General features: G+C 70.4%; 12 protein-coding genes, 1 tRNA gene and 4 pseudogenes. 9 read left to right on the top strand and 8 right to left on the bottom strand.

What is annotated here, in order from left to right:
- Positions 1 to 27: 27 nt before the first annotated feature.
- From ACFYWL_RS18955 to ACFYWL_RS18970, 4 genes and pseudogenes are all read right to left on the bottom strand, one after another.
- Positions 28 to 1,671: an ATP-dependent DNA ligase gene (locus tag ACFYWL_RS18955; protein ID WP_386974331.1), complete on the bottom strand. Its 1,644-nt coding sequence runs from the start codon at positions 1,669 to 1,671 to the stop codon at positions 28 to 30.
- A gap of 289 nt (positions 1,672 to 1,960) precedes the next feature.
- Positions 1,961 to 2,167 (bottom strand): hypothetical protein, encoded by a 207-nt coding sequence (locus ACFYWL_RS18960; RefSeq protein ID WP_386974334.1) that lies wholly within the window; start codon positions 2,165 to 2,167, stop codon positions 1,961 to 1,963.
- 102 nt (positions 2,168 to 2,269) lie between these two features.
- Positions 2,270 to 3,631 (bottom strand): dipeptidase, encoded by a 1,362-nt coding sequence (locus ACFYWL_RS18965; protein WP_386974650.1) that lies wholly within the window; start codon positions 3,629 to 3,631, stop codon positions 2,270 to 2,272.
- Positions 3,624 to 4,297 (bottom strand): annotated as a pseudogene (locus ACFYWL_RS18970) (uridine kinase); the annotation flags it as partial. The pseudogene ACFYWL_RS18970 and the gene ACFYWL_RS18965, both read right to left, overlap by 8 nt.
- Positions 4,298 to 4,422: 125 nt before the next feature.
- Between ACFYWL_RS18970 and ACFYWL_RS18975 the strand changes: the two are divergent.
- Positions 4,423 to 4,824: a rhodanese-like domain-containing protein gene (locus tag ACFYWL_RS18975; RefSeq protein WP_386974652.1), complete on the top strand. Its 402-nt coding sequence runs from the start codon at positions 4,423 to 4,425 to the stop codon at positions 4,822 to 4,824.
- Between the two features lie 94 nt (positions 4,825 to 4,918).
- Here ACFYWL_RS18975 and ACFYWL_RS18980 read toward each other — a convergent pair whose 3' ends face one another.
- The 4 genes and pseudogenes from ACFYWL_RS18980 to ssb form a co-directional block, all read right to left on the bottom strand.
- On the bottom strand, positions 4,919 to 5,980 hold the full coding sequence (locus tag ACFYWL_RS18980) for a hypothetical protein (protein ID WP_386974337.1): 1,062 nt from the start codon (positions 5,978 to 5,980) through the stop codon (positions 4,919 to 4,921).
- Between the two features lie 9 nt (positions 5,981 to 5,989).
- Positions 5,990 to 7,699: pseudogene (locus ACFYWL_RS18985) on the bottom strand (cobyric acid synthase).
- Positions 7,696 to 8,787, bottom strand: coding sequence for a cobalamin biosynthesis protein (locus ACFYWL_RS18990; RefSeq protein ID WP_386974340.1), 1,092 nt, complete (start codon positions 8,785 to 8,787; stop codon positions 7,696 to 7,698). Before ACFYWL_RS18990 ends, ACFYWL_RS18985 begins: the two are co-directional and overlap by 4 nt.
- A gap of 489 nt (positions 8,788 to 9,276) precedes the next feature.
- Positions 9,277 to 9,966 (bottom strand): annotated as a pseudogene (gene ssb, locus ACFYWL_RS18995) (single-stranded DNA-binding protein); the annotation flags it as partial.
- A 340-nt stretch (positions 9,967 to 10,306) separates the two neighbouring features.
- On the opposite strand from ssb, the gene ACFYWL_RS19000 reads away from it, so the two are divergent.
- The 8 genes and pseudogenes from ACFYWL_RS19000 (at position 10,307) to ACFYWL_RS19035 (ending at position 19,605) form a co-directional block, all read left to right on the top strand.
- Positions 10,307 to 10,753 carry an HPF/RaiA family ribosome-associated protein gene (locus tag ACFYWL_RS19000; protein WP_386974342.1) on the top strand — a complete coding sequence of 149 codons (447 nt, stop codon included), beginning with the start codon at positions 10,307 to 10,309 and terminating at the stop codon, positions 10,751 to 10,753.
- Positions 10,754 to 10,850: 97 nt separating this feature from the next.
- Positions 10,851 to 11,960, top strand: a complete 1,110-nt coding sequence (locus ACFYWL_RS19005) for an alpha/beta fold hydrolase (RefSeq protein WP_386974344.1) — start codon at positions 10,851 to 10,853, stop codon at positions 11,958 to 11,960.
- A 126-nt stretch (positions 11,961 to 12,086) separates the two neighbouring features.
- Positions 12,087 to 12,159: transfer RNA gene (locus tag ACFYWL_RS19010), tRNA-Arg, on the top strand.
- Between the two features lie 41 nt (positions 12,160 to 12,200).
- Entirely contained in the window at positions 12,201 to 13,691 is a 1,491-nt protein-coding gene (locus tag ACFYWL_RS19015) for a tyrosine-type recombinase/integrase (protein ID WP_386974346.1), read from the top strand.
- 240 nt (positions 13,692 to 13,931) lie between these two features.
- Positions 13,932 to 14,480 carry a hypothetical protein gene (locus tag ACFYWL_RS19020; protein WP_386974348.1) on the top strand — a complete coding sequence of 183 codons (549 nt, stop codon included), beginning with the start codon at positions 13,932 to 13,934 and terminating at the stop codon, positions 14,478 to 14,480.
- Positions 14,481 to 15,047: 567 nt separating this feature from the next.
- A complete protein-coding gene (locus tag ACFYWL_RS19025; protein ID WP_386974350.1) occupies positions 15,048 to 15,725 on the top strand; it encodes a hypothetical protein in 678 nt (225 codons plus the stop codon).
- Between the two features lie 164 nt (positions 15,726 to 15,889).
- Positions 15,890 to 16,924 (top strand): annotated as a pseudogene (locus ACFYWL_RS19030) (NAD-dependent epimerase/dehydratase family protein).
- 1,118 nt (positions 16,925 to 18,042) lie between these two features.
- A complete protein-coding gene (locus ACFYWL_RS19035; protein ID WP_386974352.1) occupies positions 18,043 to 19,605 on the top strand; it encodes an ATP-dependent endonuclease in 1,563 nt (520 codons plus the stop codon).
- Positions 19,606 to 20,259: the final 654 nt, after the last annotated feature.

Below are 20,259 nucleotides of genomic sequence, written 5' to 3' on the forward strand. Positions count from 1 at the left end.
GCTCGGGATGCCGCCACCCGCCCGGCCTCATCCCGACGGGTGGCCGGCGTGGATGGCCCGGACGGCGTCGATCGTGTCCGCCTCGGCGGCGGTCTTGTCGCTGCGGTAGCGGACCACGCGGGCGAAGCGCAGCGCCATCCCGCCCGGGTAGCGGGAGCTGGCCTGCACCCCGTCGAACGCGATCTCGACCACCTGCTCGGGGCGGACCCGCACCACCCAGTCGCCGCGCTCCACGGCAAGGGCGAGGAACCGCTCGGTCTGCCAGCGCAGCACCTCGTCGGTGAGCCCCTTGAACGTCTTGCCGAGCATGACGAACTCGCCGGTAGCCGGGTCCCGCGCGCCGAGGTGCAGGTTGGACAGCCAGCCGCTGCGCCGGCCGCTGCCCCACTCCACCGCGGTCACCACCAGGTCGAGGGTGTGCCGCGGCTTCACCTTCACCCAGGCCGCGCCGCGCCGGCCGGCGTCGTAGGGCGCGTCGGGGTTCTTGACCACCACGCCCTCCTGCCCGGCGTCCAGCGCCGCGGCGAAGGCCGCCCCGGCCGCGTCGGTGTCGTCGACCGTCATCCGGCCGACCAGCAGCGCCGGGCCGACCGCGTCGGCCAGCGCCGCCCACCGCTCGTGGCCGGGCCGGTCGATCAGGTCGTCGCCGTCGAGGTGCAGCAAGTCAAAGAAGTACGGTGTCAGCACCGCCTCGCCCGTGCTCTCGGCGGCGGCGCGCACGGCCGGGGCGACCGAGGCGGTGCCGTCGGCGACGGGCGCCGACGCGGACGCGGGCGGGTCGCCGGCCGCGCTGCCCCCGGCGACCGCTGTGGCGCGGCGGGCCGCCCGGCTGGAGGTCTGCTGGAACGGCAGCGGCCGGCCGGTGGCGTCCAGGCCGATGGCCTCGCCGTCGAGCACCAACTCCCGGGCGGGCAGCGCCCGCACGGCGGCGACCACCTCGGGCACCCGGGCGGTGATCTCGTCCAGGCTGCGGGTGAAGACCGCGATGTCGGAGCCGCGGCGGTGCACCTGGATGCGGATGCCGTCGAGCTTCACGTCGACCACGGCGGGGACGCCGGTCGCGGCCAGCGCGTCGTCGACCGTGGGGGCGCTGGACGCCAGCATGGGGGCGAGCGGCCGGCCGACCCGGAGCCGGAACTCGGCCAGCGCCGCCGCGCCGCCGCCCAGGGCGGCCACCGCCACCGCCCGCAGGTCGCCGGCGAGCAGCAGCGCCCGGCGTACGGCGGCCAGCGGCACGTCGGCGGCGCGGGCGACCGCGTCGGCGAGCAGCCCGGCCTGGGCGCCCTGGCGCAGCTCGCCGCTGAACAGGCCGCGCAGCATCCGCTGCTCGTCGGCGGTGGCGGCGGCGAAGAGGGCGTGCAGCAGCTCCCGGCGGCGGGCCTGCGAGCCGGGGCCGGCCACCGACGCGATGTCGTCGATCGCGGCGTCGACCGCGCGGACGGTCAGGGTCGGCTCGGCGGCAGGCGGCGGCAGGTCACGCAGCCCGGCCCAGCCGACGCCGGTCTGCCGCTGCCGCAGCTCACCGGCGAGCCAGCCGGAGCCTGCCGGGACCTCGGCCGGATCGAGCGCCCGCAGCGCCGCCGCGAGCAGCTCCACCTTGGCCCGCCGGCCGGTGGTCGCGCCCACGGCGGCGGAGGTGGCCGCCAGGTCGAGGAACCGCACGCACCTCATCCTGCCAGCCACCCCCGACACCGCTGGGGATACGCGGAACGCCACCGGAAGTTGCCGCTTCCGGAAGCCGCCGCGTCACCCCGGCCCAGCACCCGTGCCGGATGCCTGGGCCGCCCGGCCCCCGACGCCCCCCAGCGTGCGGGGACCGGTGTCTCGGCGGAGCCCGGTCCGCGCCGACCGCGACCGGCCGGCGAGCCGCGACCGCGAACGGACGATCAGGCCGCAACCGCGGACGACCGGTCAGGCCGCGACCGCGGACGGCGAGCCGCGACCCGGATCAACCGTACGGTCATGCCGCCACGGGCTCCTCGATGCGCAGGCCGCGGGCGCGCACCTCGTCGGCGACGCGGGAGAGCAGCGTGTCGAGCGTCACCAGGGCGGTGGAGAGGTCACCGAGATGTTCCTTGAGCGTGTCCTCGGACCACGCGGAGACGTCCACGTCCCCCAGAGCGCTGACGGCGGCGTCGAGCCGCGCCATCACCTCGTTCGTACTCATGTTCGAAAGGCTATACCAGGATGTCCCGCGACACGCCGAAAACACCCCGATGAACTGGGACGTTACGATTCCGTCACCTGACTCCGGTTCGTGCCGGCGGCGTCACCTGAGCCTCACCGGCCCCGCTGCCACGGCGGCCACCTTCGCCAGCAGCAGCGCCTCGGCCACGCAGACCCGGGCGAACTCGCCCAGGTGCAGGCTCTCGTTCGGGCCGTGCGCCCGGGCGTGCGGGTCCTCGACCCCGGTCACCAGGATCGCCGCCTGCGGGAACATCTCCTGGAACGTGGCGATGAACGGGATCGAGCCGCCGATGCCGATGTCCACCGGGTCGGTGCCGTCCCAGGCCGTACGGAAGGCGTCGCGGGCCGCGTCGAACATCGGGCCGGACGCGTCGATGACGCACGGGGCCCCGTCGTGTTCCAGCGTCACCGTCACCCGGGCGCCCCACGGGGCGTGCTTCGTCAGGTGCTCGCGCACCGCCGCGTACGCCCGCTGCGGGTCGTCGCCCGGCGCGAGCCGCACGCTCAGCTTGGCCTTCGCCGCCGGAACCAGGGCGTTCGGGGCCTCGCCGGTGGCCGGGGCGTCGATGCCGAGCACGGCGAGCGCCGGCTTGGTCCAGATCCGGTCGGTGATCCGGCCGGTGCCGATGAGCGACACGCCGTCGACCAGCCCGGCCTCGGACCGGAACCGGTCCTGCGGGTAGTCCACGGTCGCGCCCGCCCGGCCGGCCAGCCCGGCGACCGCCACGTCCCCGGCGTCGTCGTGCAGCGTGGCCAGCAACCGGACCAGCGTCGTCAGCGCGTCGGGCACCGCGCCGCCGAACATGCCGCTGTGCACGGCGTGGTCCAGGGTGCGGACCTCCACGAAGCAGTTGACGATGCCGCGCAGCGAGGTGGTCAGCGCCGGCACGCCGACGTCCCAGTTGGCCGAGTCGGCGATCACGATCACGTCCGAGGCGAGCGCGTGGCGGTGCTCGGCGAGCAGCCGCTCCAGCGAGTCCGAGCCGTACTCCTCCTCGCCCTCGACGAAGATCACCACGCCGACGGGGAGCCGGTCGCCGAACGCGCGCAGCGCCGCGACGTGCGCCATGATCCCGGCCTTGTCGTCGGCCGCGCCCCGGCCGTAGAGGCGGCCGTCCCGCTCGACGGGCTCGAACGGGTCGGACTCCCACAGCGACAGGTCGCCCACGGGCTGCACGTCGTGGTGGGCGTAGAGCAGCACGGTCGGCGCGCCGGGCGGGGCGGCCCGCGTCCCGATCACCGCCGGCTGCCCGCCGGACCGCACGATCTTCACGTCGAGGCCGCAGCCGCGCAGCAGCTCCGCCACCGCCTCGGCGGACCGCTCGACGTGCGAATGGTCGAAGCCGTCGAAGGCGATGCCGGGAATGCGGACGAGTCGTTCCAGGTCGGCGCGGACGCCGGGCAGTTCCCGCGCAACGGCGGCCCGCACCTCGGCGTCGGACATGATCGGTGAGGTCATGACCGGCATCGTATGCCGGCCTTACCGAGGCCGGCGGCGGACGTACTCGGCGCCGGGGTCGTGCGGCACGCCCGGCGCGCCGTCGACGACCAGGTCGACCGCGTCGGCCGTGCCGTCGGCGGCGAAGTGCGCCCGCTCGCCGACGTGCCAGCGGCGCAGCTCGGGCAGGATCCCCGGCCCGTCCCGGGCGACGGCCCGGGTCAGCCGCAGCTCGGCGGGCGCGGTGACCAGCACCGACAGGGTCAGCTCGGGCCGGACGGCCGCCCGCGCCGCCGACACCCCCTCGACGATCACGACGGGGGCGGGCGGGACGGGCAGCTCGCCGGGCAGGAACCGACGCCGCACCCAGCTGTACCGCCGGTAGGACCCCGGCCGTCCGGCCCGCAGCGGGGCGAGCACCCAGCGCTCCAGCCGGGGCCAGAAGGTGAGCTGGTCGGCCCAGCCGTCGAGCAGGTCGTCGGTGTGCACCACCGGTGGCCGCCCGCCGCCGGGCAACGCCGCCAGGGCGTCCGCGAGGCGCGCCGCGAAGAGGCTCTTGCCCGCGCCGCTCGGCCCGTCGACCGCCACGAGTCGGGTACGCCCCAACCGCGCCGGCCCGGCCAGCACCCGCCGGCCCAGCCCGGCGTACGTCTCGACGACCGGCACCCCCACGGCCCCGACGCTAGCGGTCCGCCCCGGCGGGCACGTCGGCCGTACGTCGTCCGGTCGAACGGAGGCCGTTTCGTTGCGCGGAGTCCCGGGGCCGCAGGCATGATCGTGCCGTGCGCCACAACGTGATGAGCCCGGGCGTCGACGCCCTGCTGGAACAGGCCCGTTCGGGGGTCCGCCGGCTGACCCCGCACGAGACGGTCGAGGCGGTACGCCTCGGCGCGCTGCTCGTGGACACCCGCACCGACGTGCAGCGCCGGGAACAGGGCGACCTGCCCGGCGCGATCGTCATCGACCGGACGGTGCTGGAGTGGCGGCTCGATCCGGCCAGCGAGTGGCGCATCCCCGAGGCCACCGGGTACGACCGGGAGATCGTCGTGGTGTGCCGGCAGGGCTACAGCTCCAGCCTGGCCGTGGCGAGCCTGCGGACGCTCGGCCTGCACCGCGCGACCGATTTGATCGGCGGCGTCGAGGCGTGGCGGGAGGCGGGGCTGCCCATGTCGGACCGCCCCGCCGACATCCGCTACTGACCACCGGGCGGCGGTGCCACAGGCCGGGCGGCGGTGCCGGGGGCCGGGCGGCGGTGCCGGGGGCCGGGCGGCGGTGCCGGGGGCCGGGCGGCGGTCAGGCCGGCTCGGCCACCCGGCCCAGCCAGTCCGCGGCCTCGGCCTCGGTGAGCGCCCCGTCGACCGTCAGGGCCGCCGACATCAGCGGGAACCGCCGGATGTTGTTCCAGCTCCGCTGGTACGGCGGCGGGTCGAGGACCACGACGCGGGCGCCCTCGAAGAGGGGGATGTCCGCCGGGGCGCCCTCGTTCCAGATCCACTTGCCGTGCCCGTCGACCAGGTTGAAGCTGCCCACGACGGTGCCGCCGAACCGGTCCTCGGGCGCGTCGGTGGCCACCTCCACCCAGGCCGGGTCGACCGTCAGCCCCTCGATCAGCCCCCGCTCGGCCGGCCCGGCGAGCGCCCCGGCCAGCAGGGTGTGCAGCTGGAAGTTGTCGGCCACCCCGTCGATGGTGACCCGCCAGCCCCGGCCCGTGGCCCGGTGCAGCACCAGCAGCCGCTCGCCGTCGAGCACCCGCAGCAGCCCCAGGACGCACTCCAGGTCGGACCGCTCGCCGGCCAGCCCCGCCCCCACCTCCAGCAGCCGCTCCCGGTGCGGGAACGCGGCGCGCACCGACGCGGACTGCTGCAACAGGGTGATCACGGGCATCGCCCAGGTGCCGGCCGCGTACCAGCCCTGGACCGCGTCGAAGGCGGCGGCCTCGTCGTCGTACGACTGGGTCAGGGCGGCGAGCGCGTCGTCCATCGTGGCGGGATCGTCGGGGTCGGGCGGCGCGTCGTCGCCGCGTACCCGCTGCCAGCCGGAGCGGAAGCGGTGCGCGCCGGCCAGCGCGGCGGCGAGCCCGTCGGCCGCCGGGGCGACCAGTTCGTCGGGGCGGGCGCCCAACTCGACCAGCGCGCCGCAGAGGACGGAGAACTGGCCGCCCGCGCCGGTGCCGAGCTGCGGCAGCAGCGCCACGCACCGGGGCAGCACCGCGTCCAGCTCCGCGACGGACGCCTGCTGCGCCGCCTGCCAGACCCGCGCCACGGCCCTGGTCATGGCGTCGCCGTCACGCCCGCGCACAGCCGCCTCGACGTCGGCGACCCGGTCCGCCAGCTTCCCCCTGCGATTGAAGATCATCGGCGCAGCCTAGCGAGCGCACCGGCCCCCGCACGGCCACGGCCGGGACCGTGGCGACCCGGATTCCGGCTCGCGGTCGCCGACCTGCGCGTGTCCGGACATGTGCGACACATCACTGCCGGCGCACGACGGGACCCGGGTCGGCGCGACGCCCGCCGGGTGGGCGGCGCCGGGTCAGCGCGGGGCTCCGGGTGGCACGAACGGCAGCCCGACGGGCGGGCCGGACTCGACCAGCCGCCACAGGGCCGCCGTGTCCAGGTGCTCCTCGACCAGGTCGCCGAGCAGGTCCAGGGAGCGCTCGCGGGCGGCGGCGAAGCTGGTGTCCGGGGCGACCCGAAATCCGGTACGCCCGGCGAGGCGGGCCGCCTCGGTGAGGAACCGACGGCGGAACACGTCGGACTCGAAGGCCCCGTGCCAGTGGGTGCCGCACACCGCGCCGAGCACGGCCCCCTCGCCGGTGCCGTCGTCGTACGCCAGCAGGGGCGGCAGCCCCGGGTCGGCCGACGAGACGTGCCCGTGGTGGATCTCGTACCCCCGGACCGGGACGCCCGGGTCGGCGGCGGCGGTGCCGGCGGCCTGCCGGACGGTCTTGCGCGCGGCGAAGGTGACCTCGACCGGCAGCAGGCCCAGCCCCGCGACGCTGCCCGCGCGGCTCTCCACCTCGTCGTGCACGGCCCGGCCGAGCATCTGGAACCCGCCGCAGATGCCCAGCAGCGGCTTGCCGGCCGCCGCGTGCGCCGCCACGGCGTCGGCCAGCCCGGTCTGCCGCAGCCAGGCCAGGTCGGCCACGGTGGACTTGGAGCCGGGCAGCACGACCAGGTCGGCGGCGGCCAGCTCGGCCGGCTCCACGGTCAGCCGGACCCGGACGCCGGGCTCGGTGGCCAGCGCCTCCACGTCGGTGGCGTTGCTGATCCGGGGCAGCCGGACGACCGCCACGTCCAGCCAGTCCGTGCCGCGCGGGGCCGCGGGCCGGCCGAGCACCCGGCCGTACGCGAGCGAGTCCTCCGCGTCCAGCCACAGGTCCAGGTGCCAGGGCAGCACCCCGTACGTGGGGCGGCCGGTGACCCGGGCCAGCATGTCCAGCCCCGGCCGGAGCAGCCCGAGGTCCCCCCGGAACTTGTTGATCACGAAGCCCGCGACCAGCGCCTGGTCGGCCGGGTCCAGCAGGGCGACCGTGCCGAACATCGAGGCGAACACCCCGCCCCGGTCGATGTCGCCCACCACGATCGTGGGCAGCCCGGCGTGCCGGGCCAAGCCCATGTTCACGTAGTCGCCGGCCCGCAAGTTGATCTCCGCCGGGCTGCCGGCCCCCTCGCACACCACCACCTCGTACGCCTCCCGCAGCTCGGCGAACGCGCCGAACGCCGCCTCGGCCAGCCGGGGCCGCAGGGCGTGGTAGTTGCCGGCGGTGACCGTGTCGACGGCCTCGCCGAGCAGCACCACCTGGCTGGACCGGTCGCTGCCCGGCTTGAGCAGCACCGGGTTGAACCGCAGGTCGGGGGCGACGCCGCAGGCCGCCGCCTGCATCGCCTGGGCCCGGCCGATCTCCCCGCCCCGACCGTCCGGGCCGACCACCACGGCCGAGTTGTTCGACATGTTCTGCGCCTTGAACGGGGCGACCTTCACCCCGCGCCGGTGCAGCCAGCGGCAGATCCCGGCGGTGAGCACGCTCTTGCCCGCGTCGGAGGTGGTGCCGGCCACCAGCAGCCCCCCGCTCACCGGCCGCCCCCGCCGCTCCGGCCCACCCGCGCCGCCGCGGTCCCCGCGAAGGCCGCCACGGTCCCCGCGAAACTGGCCCCCGCCGGTTTGGTCCCCGCCGACCTGGCCCCCGCCAGCGCGGTCCTCGCCAGCGCGCCGACCGCTCGGCCGACCGTCACCGGGTACGCCGCGGCCAGCCCGAGCGCGGCCAGCCCCACCGCCGCGGAGATCCGCGCCGCGCGCTTCAGGTGCCGCGCCTCCGGGCGCGGCCCGTCGCCGAGGTACGGCCGCACCTCCGACCGCCCGAAGTAGACGTTGCGCCCGCCCAGCCGCACGCCGAGCGCGCCCGCCATCGCCGCCTCGCACTGCCCGGCGTTGGGGCTGGGATGGTCGTCGCGGTCACGCAGCCACACCCGCCAGGCCCGCCCCCGGTCGCCGTGCGCCGTCGGGGCCACGGCGACGGTAAGCAGGCCGGTCAGCCGGGACGGCACGAGGTTGAGCAGGTCGTCGAGGCGGGCGGACGCGGTGCCGAAGCGGGCGTACCGGGGCGACCGGTGGCCGACCATCGCGTCGAGCGTGTTCGCCGCCCGGTAGCCGAGCAGGCCGGGCAGCCCGGCGACCGCCCCCCACAGCAACGGGGCGACCACCGCGTCGGAGGTGTTCTCGGCGACAGACTCGACGGTGGCGCGCGCCAGCTCGGGCTCGTCCAGCGTCGACGGGTCCCGCCCGCACAGGTGCCCCAACCTGCGGCGGGCCGCCGGCACGTCCCCGCCGCGCAGCGCGCGGCCCATTGCCTTCGCCTCGTGGCGCAGGGTGCGCCCGCCGAGCACCGTCCAGGTCGCGGCGGCCATCAGCACGGCCCGGCCGACGGGCCGGTGCCGGGTGCCCAGCGTCGCCGCCGCCCCGACCAGCACCGGCACGCCCACGGCGAGCGCCGTGAACGCCGCGCCGGCCGCCCGCTCCGGCCGGTAGACGTGCCGCTCCAGCGCCCCGGCCGCCCGGCCGAACCCGGCCACGGGATGCCAGCGGCGCGGGTCACCGAGGAGGGAGTCCAGCGCGTACCCCGCCACCAGCCCTGCCGCGTTGGCCACGGCGATCGACTGCCGCACCTGGCACCACCTCCGGCCGGCAGCCTAGCCGCCGCTCCCCACCGCGTCGGCCAGAGCCGGGGCGCGGCCATGTCGGCGACATGGGGGTATCCCGGCGCCAGGACACCGCCATATCCCCGACATGATCACTCTTCCACCGGGACCCGCCCCGTGTCGGGCCGCCGGTCGTCAGGCCGGTACGCCGACCCGGCCCCGGCCCCGCCGACCGCGCCGGGGCGGGGTCACCCCGCCGGCCTCCTCGCCGGACGGCGCGGAGCCGTCGGATCCGGCCCCGGCGGACAGCTCGCCGTGCCCGGGCACGTCCCCGGCGGACAACTCGTCGTGCCCGGGCACGCCCCGCGGGCTACCCGACGGGGACGGGCCAGCATTGGCCACGCCCGCCTCGGTCAGCTCCTCGTCGTCACCGAACGCGCCGAACGCACCGAATGCACCACCCGCGCCGGAGTCGTCGCCGAGCCCGCCGTCCTCACCGAGCCCGCTCTTGCCGCCGAGCCCGTCGCTGCCATCGAACCCGTCTTTGCCATCGAACAACCCGTCGTCCTCACCGAGCCCGTCGTCCTTACCGAGCCCGTCGTCGTCACCGGAGCCGTCGTCCAGATCGTTCCGTTCGTCGAGTTCGTCCAGGCGCTGCGGGTCGAAGGAGGCGTGGGCCGGAACGAAGTCGTCCGGCTCGAAGTCCTCGTCGAAGGGGCGGCCCTCCGGCCCGGTGGGGGGCGGCCCGCTGGGCGCCTGCCCGCGCGGGACCCGCTCGGTCGGCTCGCCGTGCACCCGGCTCTCCGCCTCGGCGTCCTCGACCGTGCTGGTGGCCACGTTCGGCCGGTTGCGCAGGAACCGCCCCCGCCCCCGGGACAGGTCGTGGCCGACGGCGACCGCCTCCAACTCGTACACCGTGCGGTGGTTGCCGGCGTCGTCGGTCCAGTCGCGGGTGTAGAGCCGGCCGGCGACCACCACCGGGTCGCCGACCATCACGGAGGCGGCCACCCCCTCGGCCAGCTTCCGCCAGCAGTTGACGCGGACGCGGAGGCTGTTGCCGTCGACCCACCGGCCGCTGCCCCGGTCGAGGCGGCGGGCGGTGGAGGCCACCTTGAAGTTGGCCACGAGCGTGCCGCTCTGGGTGGTACGCCGCCACTCCGGCGCCGTCAGAACATTGCCGACGATCGTTACGTGCGTGTCAAACATCGTCCCTCCAGGGAAGAGATCGGAGCTTGCCGTGGTGAGTCGACTCGCCCACCGACACTGGCCGCTCCGACCCGCCCTCCGCCATCACGAGGCCGCCACCTGTGGACAACCAGGCGGCCTGTGGACAAGGACCTGATCAAGCCCGGATGTGCTAGACCCCGGCCAGGGAAGCGGCAGGGGCGACCCGCCGGAGGCGTTTCCGGACGGCCCGTGCCTGGGTACAGCTTTGATCAACCGAGCACCACCGACGGCACGCCGTCCGATCAGAAAGGCCACGGGACATGACTTCCTGCCGACCCCGTACGACCGGTTCCGTCCGCACGGACGGCGAGGCGCAGCGATGAGCGCCGTGGCGAACCCCGCGACCGTGGCCGAGTGCCTGCGCGTCGGGGCTGGTTTCTCCCAGGGTGACCGGAACTGGATCGCCGAGCAGTTCGCCACCCTCGACGCCCGGCTGGCCGGCTTCCACGCCGACGCCACCGAGCTGGAGGTGTCGGTGAAGGACCGGGAGGCCCGGGGGCAGAAGGTCACCCTGGAATGCTGGATCGCCGGCCGGCAGAAGATCGTCACCACCTCCGCCGAGGAGGACCTGCACGCCGCGCTCAACGACGTCCGCGACGACCTGCGCCGACGGCTCAACGACGCCAAGACCCGGCAGGAGCCGCGCAACAACAAGCGGCTGCGCGACACCGGCCAACCCGAGGCGGGCCAGCCCGAAACGGAGCTGGACGACACCGACACCGACACCGGCCGCGACGCGCCCCGGGCCGACGCCGAGACCGCCTGACCCGACCCCCGCGTGGGGAGGTGGCGTCCGCCACGGCGGTCCGCCATCTCCCCGGCGGGGCTGCCTTCGGGTAGCTTGCGGGCGTACCGTCGCGGTCGTGGAACCGGATGTGCTGGGGCCGCCGTACGAGCGGCAGACGATCGACCTGGGCACCGACGACGAGGGCCCGGTCGTCGCGACCCTGGTCCGCCGCCGGGCCGACCGGCCGACCCGCCGCGCGGTGCTCTACGTGCACGGCTACGTCGACTACTTCTTCCAGACCCACGTGGCCGACTTCTTCGCCGAGCGGGGCTGGGACTTCTACGCCCTCGACCTGCGAAAATACGGCCGCAGCCTGCTTGCGCACCAGACCCCCAACTTCTGCCGCGACCTGGGCGACTACTTCCCCGAGCTGGACGCCGCCGCAAAGATCATCCGCACCGACGACGGCCACGACACGCTGCTCGTCATGGGCCACTCCACCGGCGGCCTCCTCATCTCCCTCTGGGCGCACGCCCGACGCGACGCCGGCATCGTCGACGGGCTCGTCCTCAACAGCCCCTTCTTCGACATCAACGCACCCTGGGTGGTCCGCAGACCCCTCGCAGCCGCCGTCTCGCGCCTGGGCCGCAGCGCGCCGCGCCGCCGCCTCCCCTTCGGCCTCGGCACCGTGTACGGCGAGAGCCTGCACGCCGAGCACCGGGGCGAGTGGACGTACGACCTGGCGTGGAAGCCGCTCGCCGGCTTCCCGGTCCGGGCCGGCTGGCTGAACGCCGTGCGCGCCGGTCAGCGGCAGCTCCGCGCCGGCCTCGACATCCCGGTGCCGGTGCTGCTGGCCTGCTCGACCCGCACCTTCCGGGGCACGAAGTGGCACGACTCGGCGGCCCTCGCCGACGCCGTCCTGGACGTGGAGCACATGGTCCGCTGGGCGCCCCGCCTCGGCCGGCACGTGACCCTGGCCCGCTTCGACGGCGGCATGCACGACCTGACCCTCTCGGGTCCCGCCGTGCGGGAGAGGGTCTTCGTCGAGGTGGGCCGGTGGGCGGAGGCGTTCCTCGCCGCCGGCCCGACGCCTGAGGAGCCGACGCCTGGGGAGCCGACCTCTGGGGAGCCGGGCGGCGCACCGTCGGCCGAGGAGTGGACCGACCAGCCGACGCCAGAGGTGCCGGCCAGCCGGCCGCCTGCGGAGGCGACCACGCCGAGCGCGGAGGCCGCCGCAGCGAGCTGACCGGGCGAAACAGGGGTGCCCGCCGGCGGCAGGCCGTGCGACGCTGAACGCGCGTCGACGGGCCGCCCCGTCGCGCCGGGCACCCTCGGCGCGGCGGTACCCTCTTGGCGCGAGACCCACCAGCGCGCGCCCGTAGCTCAGCGGATAGAGCAGGGGACTTCTAATCCCAAGGCCGCAGGTTCGAATCCTGCCGGGCGCACAGCACTTCCTCTCAGCCGACCGGCTCGCGTAGAGCTATTCGTGGAGCCATCGACCTACCGTCGGCTCTGTGGCAGGCATGAAGCGACAGCGCAGCGAGATCATAGAGCTCCCCAGCGGTCACTCCGCGTAAGGATCTATGCGGGTGTCGACCCGCTCACCGGCAAGCGGCACTACCTCACCGAGACCGTCCCGGCAGGCCGGAACACCGAGCGCGAGGCCGAGAAGGTGCGGACCCGCTTCCTCAACGAGGTTGACGAGAAGCGCAACCCGCGCACCCGAGCGATGCTGAACCAACTGCTCAACAAGTGGTTGGACGTCGCCGACATCGAGCCGACCACCCGCATGGGCTACGTGAACAAGCTCAACAAGCATGTCCGGCCGGTGCTCGGCAAGCTGGCACTGACCCGACTCGACGCCGAGACGTTGGAGTCGTTCTACGCGAGCCTGCGTCGCTGCCGCGACTGGTGCGGCGGCAAGGCGTACGTGAAGCACCGGGTAGAGGGTGAGCACGCCTGTACGGCGAAGTGTCGGCCGCACGTCTGCAAGCCGCTCAGCGCGTCGTCAGTGCGCCAGATTCACTGGATTCTCAGTGGTGCCCTCAGCCGTGCCGTCCGGTGGCGTTGGATCGCCGTCAACCCCGCCGGGCAAGCCGACCCGCCAGCGCCGCCGCACCCCGACCCACAACCGCCTCACCCGACCGACGCCGCCCGCATCATCACCGAGTCATGGCGCGACCCGGACTGGGGCGCGCTGGTCTGGCTCGCCATGACCACCGGCGCACGGCGGGGCGAACTGGCCGCGCTGCGTTGGCACCACCTCGACCTGGCCGCCCTCCGGCGCAGCGCCTACCTCGACGCAGACGGCACGCTACAGGAGATGGACACCAAGACCCACCAGCAACGCCGGGTCGCCCTCGACCCCGAGACGGTCGCCGTACTCACCGAGCTGCACGCCCGGTACGTCGACCGCCTGGCGCAGCTCGACGCGACGGCCGACCCAGCCGACTACGTCTTCTCCCCCGAGCCGGACAACAGCCGCGGCTACCGCCCCGACACCATCACCCAGCGGTACGGGCGACTCGCCAAGCGACTCGGCATCGACAGCCACATCCACGCCCTGCGGCACTACTCCGCAACCGAGCTGATCAATGCAGGTGTGGACGTACGGACCGTTGCCGGCCGGCTCGGCCACGGTGGTGGCGGTACCACCACGCTCAGGGTCTACGCCGCGTGGCTGTCGGAGTCCGACCAGCGGGCCGCCGTCACCCTCGCCGCCCGGATGCCGACCCGCCCGACGTCGCCCACCCCGCCGAGCAGCCCGTACCGGGTCATTGCCGAGGAACTTCGCGAGCAGATCCGCACAGGAAGTCTAAAGCCAGGCGACCCGCTTCCTACGGTCACCGAGTTGGCTGCGGCGTATGGAGCCTCAGTCGGTACCGCTCACCGCGCAGTGGCTCTCCTGGCAGCAGCCGGCCTGGTCAACGTTGCCCGAGGCCGCCGGGCGACTGTTGCAGGATGGCACCACGAGTAGCGGCCGGACGAGACGGCCAGCGATCCGACAAATGTGGTCCAAATTTCCATATCGCTGCGATCTCGCTCCAACCGGTGCCGTCTGATGTCGCCGTATAAGTCAGGGCACCCGCCTGGGGGTCAGATGCAGCCCCTTTATCGACTTCTCGCTAACGCTGCGACCGGCTAGCATCCAGGATGCCTCCAGCGGGGCAGGTCAGTCTCCGGCCTATACCCGCTAAACGAACAAGCCGGAGCAAGAGTGACTCTTTGGATCCCCCCGAACGCCGATCTTGGAGAACTGGCAGGCCCAAGCCCAGACCCCCGGATGAAGAACTTCATCGGTGGGTTCGACGCTCAGGGACAGGTCCTTCCAATGACATACATGCGGATGCGGGCTGCCGCTGAGAAGTGGGTCATTACGAAAGCCACGCCCGAGGGGCCTGCGACGCTACTCAAATCCTCCCGCGACATGTTTTGCTTGGGCTACTACTCCTACGAGTTGGTAGCCTGCTCTAACTCATGGTCACTCTTTGCCGTCGAGGCGGCATTGAAGCTGCGGTTCAACGCCTCTAAGGGAACCTCCTTTAACCAGCTAATCAAGGCTGCTCACGATCAGGCTCTCATCAGCGACTACCTGGCAGACATCCTAGACACCGGCCGACAGCTCAGAAACCGCTTCGTTCACGAGGGCAAGCAACCAGTCTGGACATTAGGCATGACAGGCAAGGTCATCGGTGCATCATTCAGGATCGTGGCCGATCTTTACCCGGAGGATGAGGATGTGTCGGAATCGGTCGTCGCCGGCTAGCCAGGCAACCGCCATGCGGCACGCCGCCATGGCACTCGATGACTCCGCTCGATCAAGTTCGAGGGGAAGTACCGCACTCCATTAGATGCAAGCCTCTAGAGCGTCGGTCGCATCTCAAACGGCAGCCGAAAACCGGTAACGTGTTGATGTAGTTGATGTAAGAGCAATGGCGGTGTGACTAGCATGGAACATCCACTGCTCGCGCCAGACTGGAGGCGGGCCCCTTGTCTCGGTTGTGGCGAACTGGTGAAGCGCAACCGTGGGTCGTGGGTTGAGGTTGTAGGGCACCCCGACGGGCGCTGGCTCTGCGCCTTTCCGATTGAAGCCGGCCGGGGGCTTGCAACGGACAGTGAACGCTTCCCGATCAGTGACGTATTTCTTCTCGGCGCAGCACACCGTAGGTGCCTGGATGCGTCTTTCCGGCGCATCATCGCCGGCCAGATTCGGTTCCACGCTGGGCTTACCATGGTACGCATTGATTCGCCTCCTCGCGAGGAAATGCCCCCGCTATGGCTGCCGTCCAGAGATGGCGACTGCCCCTTCTGCGAGCGGCTGAGCGGTGCACCGATGACGGACGAACACGTCTGGCCGGAGTGGCTGCAGCGCGAACTCGTATCACTTGGAGCCCGCTTTCCGCAGTACGGCCCAGGACGCGAGAAATCACCCTTAGGTCCGACGGTGCCCGCCTGCGCCGAATGCAACAATCGCTGGTTGAGCATTCTAGATAATGACGTCAAGCCAGTCATTCTAGACATGTGGAAGCACCGTCGCATGCTGGATCCAGAAGAGCAGGAGCTAGTAGCGACGTGGGCGACTGGACGTGCCGTTGTGATGGATGCTCTCCAACCACAGCCAATCTTGCCGCGCTTCTTCGCACATGAGCTGCGCGTAAGCCGAAAACCAGCGGAGGGCACGTGGGTATGGGCCACGGGTTTCGTCGGACCAGAAAAATTTCTCCACACCTGGCATCGACCTCTACGGCTACAGCCACGCGGCGAAAGAATTCCAGATGAGCCAAACGGCCTGTGCGTCACGTTTACCGTATTTCGCGTGGCATTTCAGGTCGTATTCTCATTCTGGCGGGGCATATACGATACCACCCTGAACTATGACGTAGGTGAGCAGCTTACCCAGCTTTGGCCGATGGATGGTGCCGCACATCTGTGGCCCGTTGGCGGCTTCGACTTCGAGGCAATAGAAGACGTCGCGGAGCGGTTTCCGGACGACCTTACCGACGTCGCGTAGGCATGATCGCTACGCCGATCCAGGCCCGTTATAACCCGCTACCCCGATGCTCCTATTAGATCAATGGGTTAGAGCAACGGATGCATCAAACAGACAGAACCGGCTGCACACACCGAGGGACACCTCCTTGCATCCCTGGTGCGTCTTTTCGGCATGATGGTCCAATGAGCTTGCTGGTGCTTGGCGGAACCTGGTTCGTTGGCCACGCGATCGTCACGGCCGCCCTAGAAGCCGGATAGGACGTAACGACGTTCAACCGCGGCACTTTCGGGCCAGACATCGACGGTATTCGCGTGCTCCGAGGTGACCGGACGCGTCCAGCCGACGTCGCCGCCCTGGCCGCTGCCGGGCCGTGGGATGTCGTCGTGGACACCTCCGGCTATGTACCGAGGAACACCCTCGACGTGGCTCGCGCGCTCTCCCCCGTCGCAGGTCGATACGTCTTCATGTCGACGGTGAGCGTCTACCGGGACTGGCCGGTGAAGCCGCTCAGCGAGGAATCCGAGGTGCTCTACTGCCCACCGGACGCCGGGCCGGACTACGGCACCGACACCGAAGACGGGCCGACGCAGTACGGCTACCAGAAGTCAGGGTGCGAAGCTGCCGCGCTGGCCGCGTTCGGCCCGGATCGGACGACGGTCCTGCGGCCCGGTGTGGTGCTCGGCCCACGCGAGTACGTCGGCCGGCTGCCCTGGTGGCTACGCCGGGTTGCTACCGGTGGGACGGTTCTCGCGCCGGGGTCGCCGGATCGGTCGATTCAGCCCGTTGACGTTCGGGACCTGGCCGCGTTCGTCTTGCGCACCGCCGCCGAGGGCATCTCGGGTGCGTTCAACGTCTGCGCCCCAACCGACGGGGCTACGTTCGGGGAGCTGCTTGCCGCGTGCGCCGACGCGACCGGTGCCGCACCGCGGTTCGAGTGGGTGCCGGATGACGTGCTTCTCGACCAAGGCGTGAGGCAGTGGTCGGAGCTGCAGCTGTGGCGCACGTTTGAGGGCGTCTGGCGGGTCGACGCCGTCCGTGCGCATCGAGCCGGCCTGCTCTGCCGGTCGCTGGCCGAAACCGTCGCCGACACCTGGCGGTGGTTGGTCGAGACCGGGGAGGTAAGCGCCCACGACCGGGCCACCGAGATCGGGCTCAGCCGTGACAAGGAAGCGCGGGTGCTCGCCGCGTGGCGAGCGTCAGGAGAGCGGACGGGCTGACGTCTCCGCGAGCCAGACGGAGATTCGTTCGGCAAGCTGCTGCGCTTCCGAGTCCTCGCGCCACGCGGGCGTGGTCAGTAGCTGACCGACCTTCTCCAGCCGCCCGGTCAGCGACACGTTCGCTTCTGCGCCGGTAGGTCGACAACGCCTTGCAACGCTTCGGCCGCGCCGTCTCGGTCGCGCATCTGCAGGTGGGCAGCGGCCACGTCGATCTGCGTCCCGTTGATCTGCGAGTACGGCCGGCGGGACAGCGTTAGAGCTTGATAGACCTGCAACGCCTCACGGGCGTACTTCGCCGCCTGCTCGCCGTTACGCAGATCCAGCCAGGCCGCCGCCGCGCACGCCGCCGCTCTGGCTTCCCCGAAGGCGAACTCACCGCCGACCGACGCGCTGGATACAAGCCGGTTGCCGAGATGGGCTAGTCGACCCTGAACGATCTCGGCACACGTTTCCGCAGCTCACCAGCACCTTTGCCGAGTTGCCGAGACCCCGGGATGGTTCAGCCCTCCCGCAACAACTACCGACCACCCCGCCACCACCACAGCCGAAACAGCACCAGGGCGAGCTGTCGTAAGCCCGACATGTCGCAGAAGAAGACCGCACCTTGGGGCTGAACTGCGGCTATTGGCCTGCTTGACGAGCGGGGTTGACTATGTGGCTACCAAGGGCAGAACGACCGTCCATGTTGTTCGCAGTCGATAGCAGTTGCAGCGCTTCCAAGCGACACCCGCACAGCTTACAGTGTCGGAGCACACCACTCACTGCTTAGGTCAGCATGACAAACGAATGGATAACCCGTGACCGACGATAGATTGCTAGTTCGCGCGTTTGGAATCTCCGGCTATCGAAGCTTCCTCGAACCGCAGTTTCTCCAACCCCTAGGGAAAGTCACTCTTTTGGCGGGGCAAAATAACGCCGGCAAATCAAACGTACTGAGATTCGCAAACAAACACCTAAAAAGAGAGCCAGGGGCTTTCGATTCTATCGACCGCCCAAGGCGGACACTGCCTCAAAACTGGTCCCCATCTCTCTACCTTGCCACGTCACGCCCGCCAGAGGAGCAACTACAACAGAAGATCCGACCCGTCGGCTATCGGTCCAACGACGCTATAAGCGCGGTGCAGAGATTCCTGGATCTTCTGCAAAAGATTGGCCCTGGAGACTGGCTGTGGTTTCAATACTCCCATGCCACCAACAACTCAAGATACCGCACAGCAGGCGAACCCGAGCCGTTTATCTGGCAATTTCCTAGAGAAGCTATTGAGCAGATTTCCAGCTTCTTCTCGCAGAACGACTACAGCCCTCTTCAAATCGCTGGCAATGCACTCGCTGGAACACAGTTCTCCGGCGGCAACATACTTTCGCAAGTCGTAGGACGCCTCATCGATCATTTCATACCAAAACCGGACGACTTGCCGCCCGTAAGATCAATTGAGGCTTTTAGGCAGATTCGACCAATGAAGAACGACAAAGAGGCACTTGGTGATTTCAACGGGATTGGCCTTGTCCAACGCCTTGAGCAACTAGAGCGGCCAAGCCTTGAAGATAGGGACAATCGGGAGCAGTTTAACCGCATTAACGAGTTTGTAAAGTACATTCTTGATGACAGCACCGCCGTTCTCAGCATTCCCCATGATGCCAAAACCATCCATGTTGAGCGATCCGGCGACCTACTGCCGCTGGAGAGCCTAGGCACCGGTGTGCAGCAAGTCATCATGCTGGCCGCCGCCGCTACATTGCTCGACAAGCAGTTAGTCTGCATTGAAGAACCCGAAGTTCACCTGCATCCGCTGTTACAACGAAGGCTCATCAAGTACCTCTCTGATGAAACGACAAATCAGTATCTAATCGCCACGCATTCTGCTCACTTGCTCGACTACGAGGCCGGGCAGATCTTCCACCTCACCCATGGAGCAGGAAGTGGGACCAGGATAGAGCATGCGGTGACACCACATAAGATCGCTAGCCTTTGCGCCGACTTGGGATACAGACCATCAGACCTGCTTCAAGCGAATTGCGTGATATGGGTGGAGGGCCCATCTGACCGCATCTACCTACACCGCTGGATGTCGCTACTTGCCCCCGACCTGGTGGAAGGAATCCACTACTCCATCATGTTCTATGGAGGACGACTTCTCCGGCATCTCAGCCCGAATGATCCCGCCGCCGGCGGGTTAGCTAGCTCTACACAGGAGCACGAGATAGCAGAATTCATCTCATTGAGGAGGTTGAACCGTCACCTAGTAGTGGTCATTGATAGCGACATGACCGGCGCCCGCAAGAGATTGGACGCAACCAAGAAGCGCGTTCTGGATAGCTTCAACGAATCCAAGGGCCCTGGTTTTGCTTGGATCACGAAATGCTATACCATCGAAAATTACGTTAACCCGGACATTCTAAAGCAGGCGGTTAGGGTCGTCCATCCAAAGCTACAACTTGCGTCCCCACTTGGACAGTGGGACCCACCCCTGAGGATGAGAACTGGTTCCGCGCCCGATAAGGTCGCGATCGCCCACGAGGTGTGTCGCCACTTTAAAGTGAGCAATCTGGATAGGTTTGACCTGCGAGAACAGGTCGAACGGCTAATCTCCGTTATTGACAACGCTAATGGGCGAGCGCCTCGGTTCCCCCGCCGGCTACGTGATGCGATGCGCACTAGCGACGGGGCACCGAGTTCGTGATGGGGACGCTGCGCGAGCACACGGGCAGGCCCTGACCTATCGGCAACACCGGCCCGAGGGTGGTCCCAGGGGTGCAGCAGACCCCAGAGACCCAGGGTCAAGGGCTACCCGCAGAGCCGTCGCCAGCAACGCGAGGCGCCCTTGAAACCGGAGAAGCGGCCCGGTATCCGCCGCGCCACATCGCCACCACGGCCCCGGCGTCAGTCTCCCTACGGCGAGGCGGGAGTCGGCTGTTGCGCCAGCCGACCGGTGTTCTGCGTGGCCGGCGTAAAGCAACAGCAGAGGTCCGCATGCGCCCAAGCGGCGGCGCATGCGGACCGCCAAGAGCCGCTCTTGAGGCGATACAGAGACTTTGAACCACATCGCCAACCCTCGGGCGGTGGATCACAGCCGGTCACCACGCCATGGGACACCCCGGCTCACCTTTCCTGGCTGGCCGTGGTGCTATTCGTGGTGCGAAATACAGGTCAACAGAGCAGTCAGGGATAGCCAGAGCAAGAGTTTGCGCAGTTGGTGAAACTGATAAAGCCAGGGATCAGAACGTGAATGCCACTTCTATCCCAAGGCCGCAGGTTCGAATCCTGTCGGGCGCACCTCCCCCACCACAGGCCACCAACCCGGTGCCAGTGATCAGGACAATCGGACCGACGCCGA

The sequence above is a fragment of the Micromonospora sp. NPDC002575 genome (assembly GCF_042889525.1).
GTDB lineage: Bacteria > Actinomycetota > Actinomycetes > Mycobacteriales > Micromonosporaceae > Micromonospora > Micromonospora carbonacea.

What these genes read in the sequence shown, in the direction of transcription:
- ACFYWL_RS18965 (WP_386974650.1), bottom strand. Translation starts at nt 3,631, where the DNA reads ATGTCCGACGCCGAGGTGCGGGCCGCCGTTGCGCGGGAACTGCCCGGC.
- ACFYWL_RS19025 (WP_386974350.1), top strand. Translation starts at nt 15,048, where the DNA reads ATGACGGACGAACACGTCTGGCCGGAGTGGCTGCAGCGCGAACTCGTA.
- ACFYWL_RS18980 (WP_386974337.1), bottom strand. Translation starts at nt 5,980, where the DNA reads ATGATCTTCAATCGCAGGGGGAAGCTGGCGGACCGGGTCGCCGACGTC.
- ACFYWL_RS18955 (WP_386974331.1), bottom strand. Translation starts at nt 1,671, where the DNA reads ATGAGGTGCGTGCGGTTCCTCGACCTGGCGGCCACCTCCGCCGCCGTG.
- ACFYWL_RS19000 (WP_386974342.1), top strand. Translation starts at nt 10,307, where the DNA reads ATGAGCGCCGTGGCGAACCCCGCGACCGTGGCCGAGTGCCTGCGCGTC.
- ACFYWL_RS18975 (WP_386974652.1), top strand. Translation starts at nt 4,423, where the DNA reads ATGAGCCCGGGCGTCGACGCCCTGCTGGAACAGGCCCGTTCGGGGGTC.
- ACFYWL_RS18960 (WP_386974334.1), bottom strand. Translation starts at nt 2,167, where the DNA reads ATGAGTACGAACGAGGTGATGGCGCGGCTCGACGCCGCCGTCAGCGCT.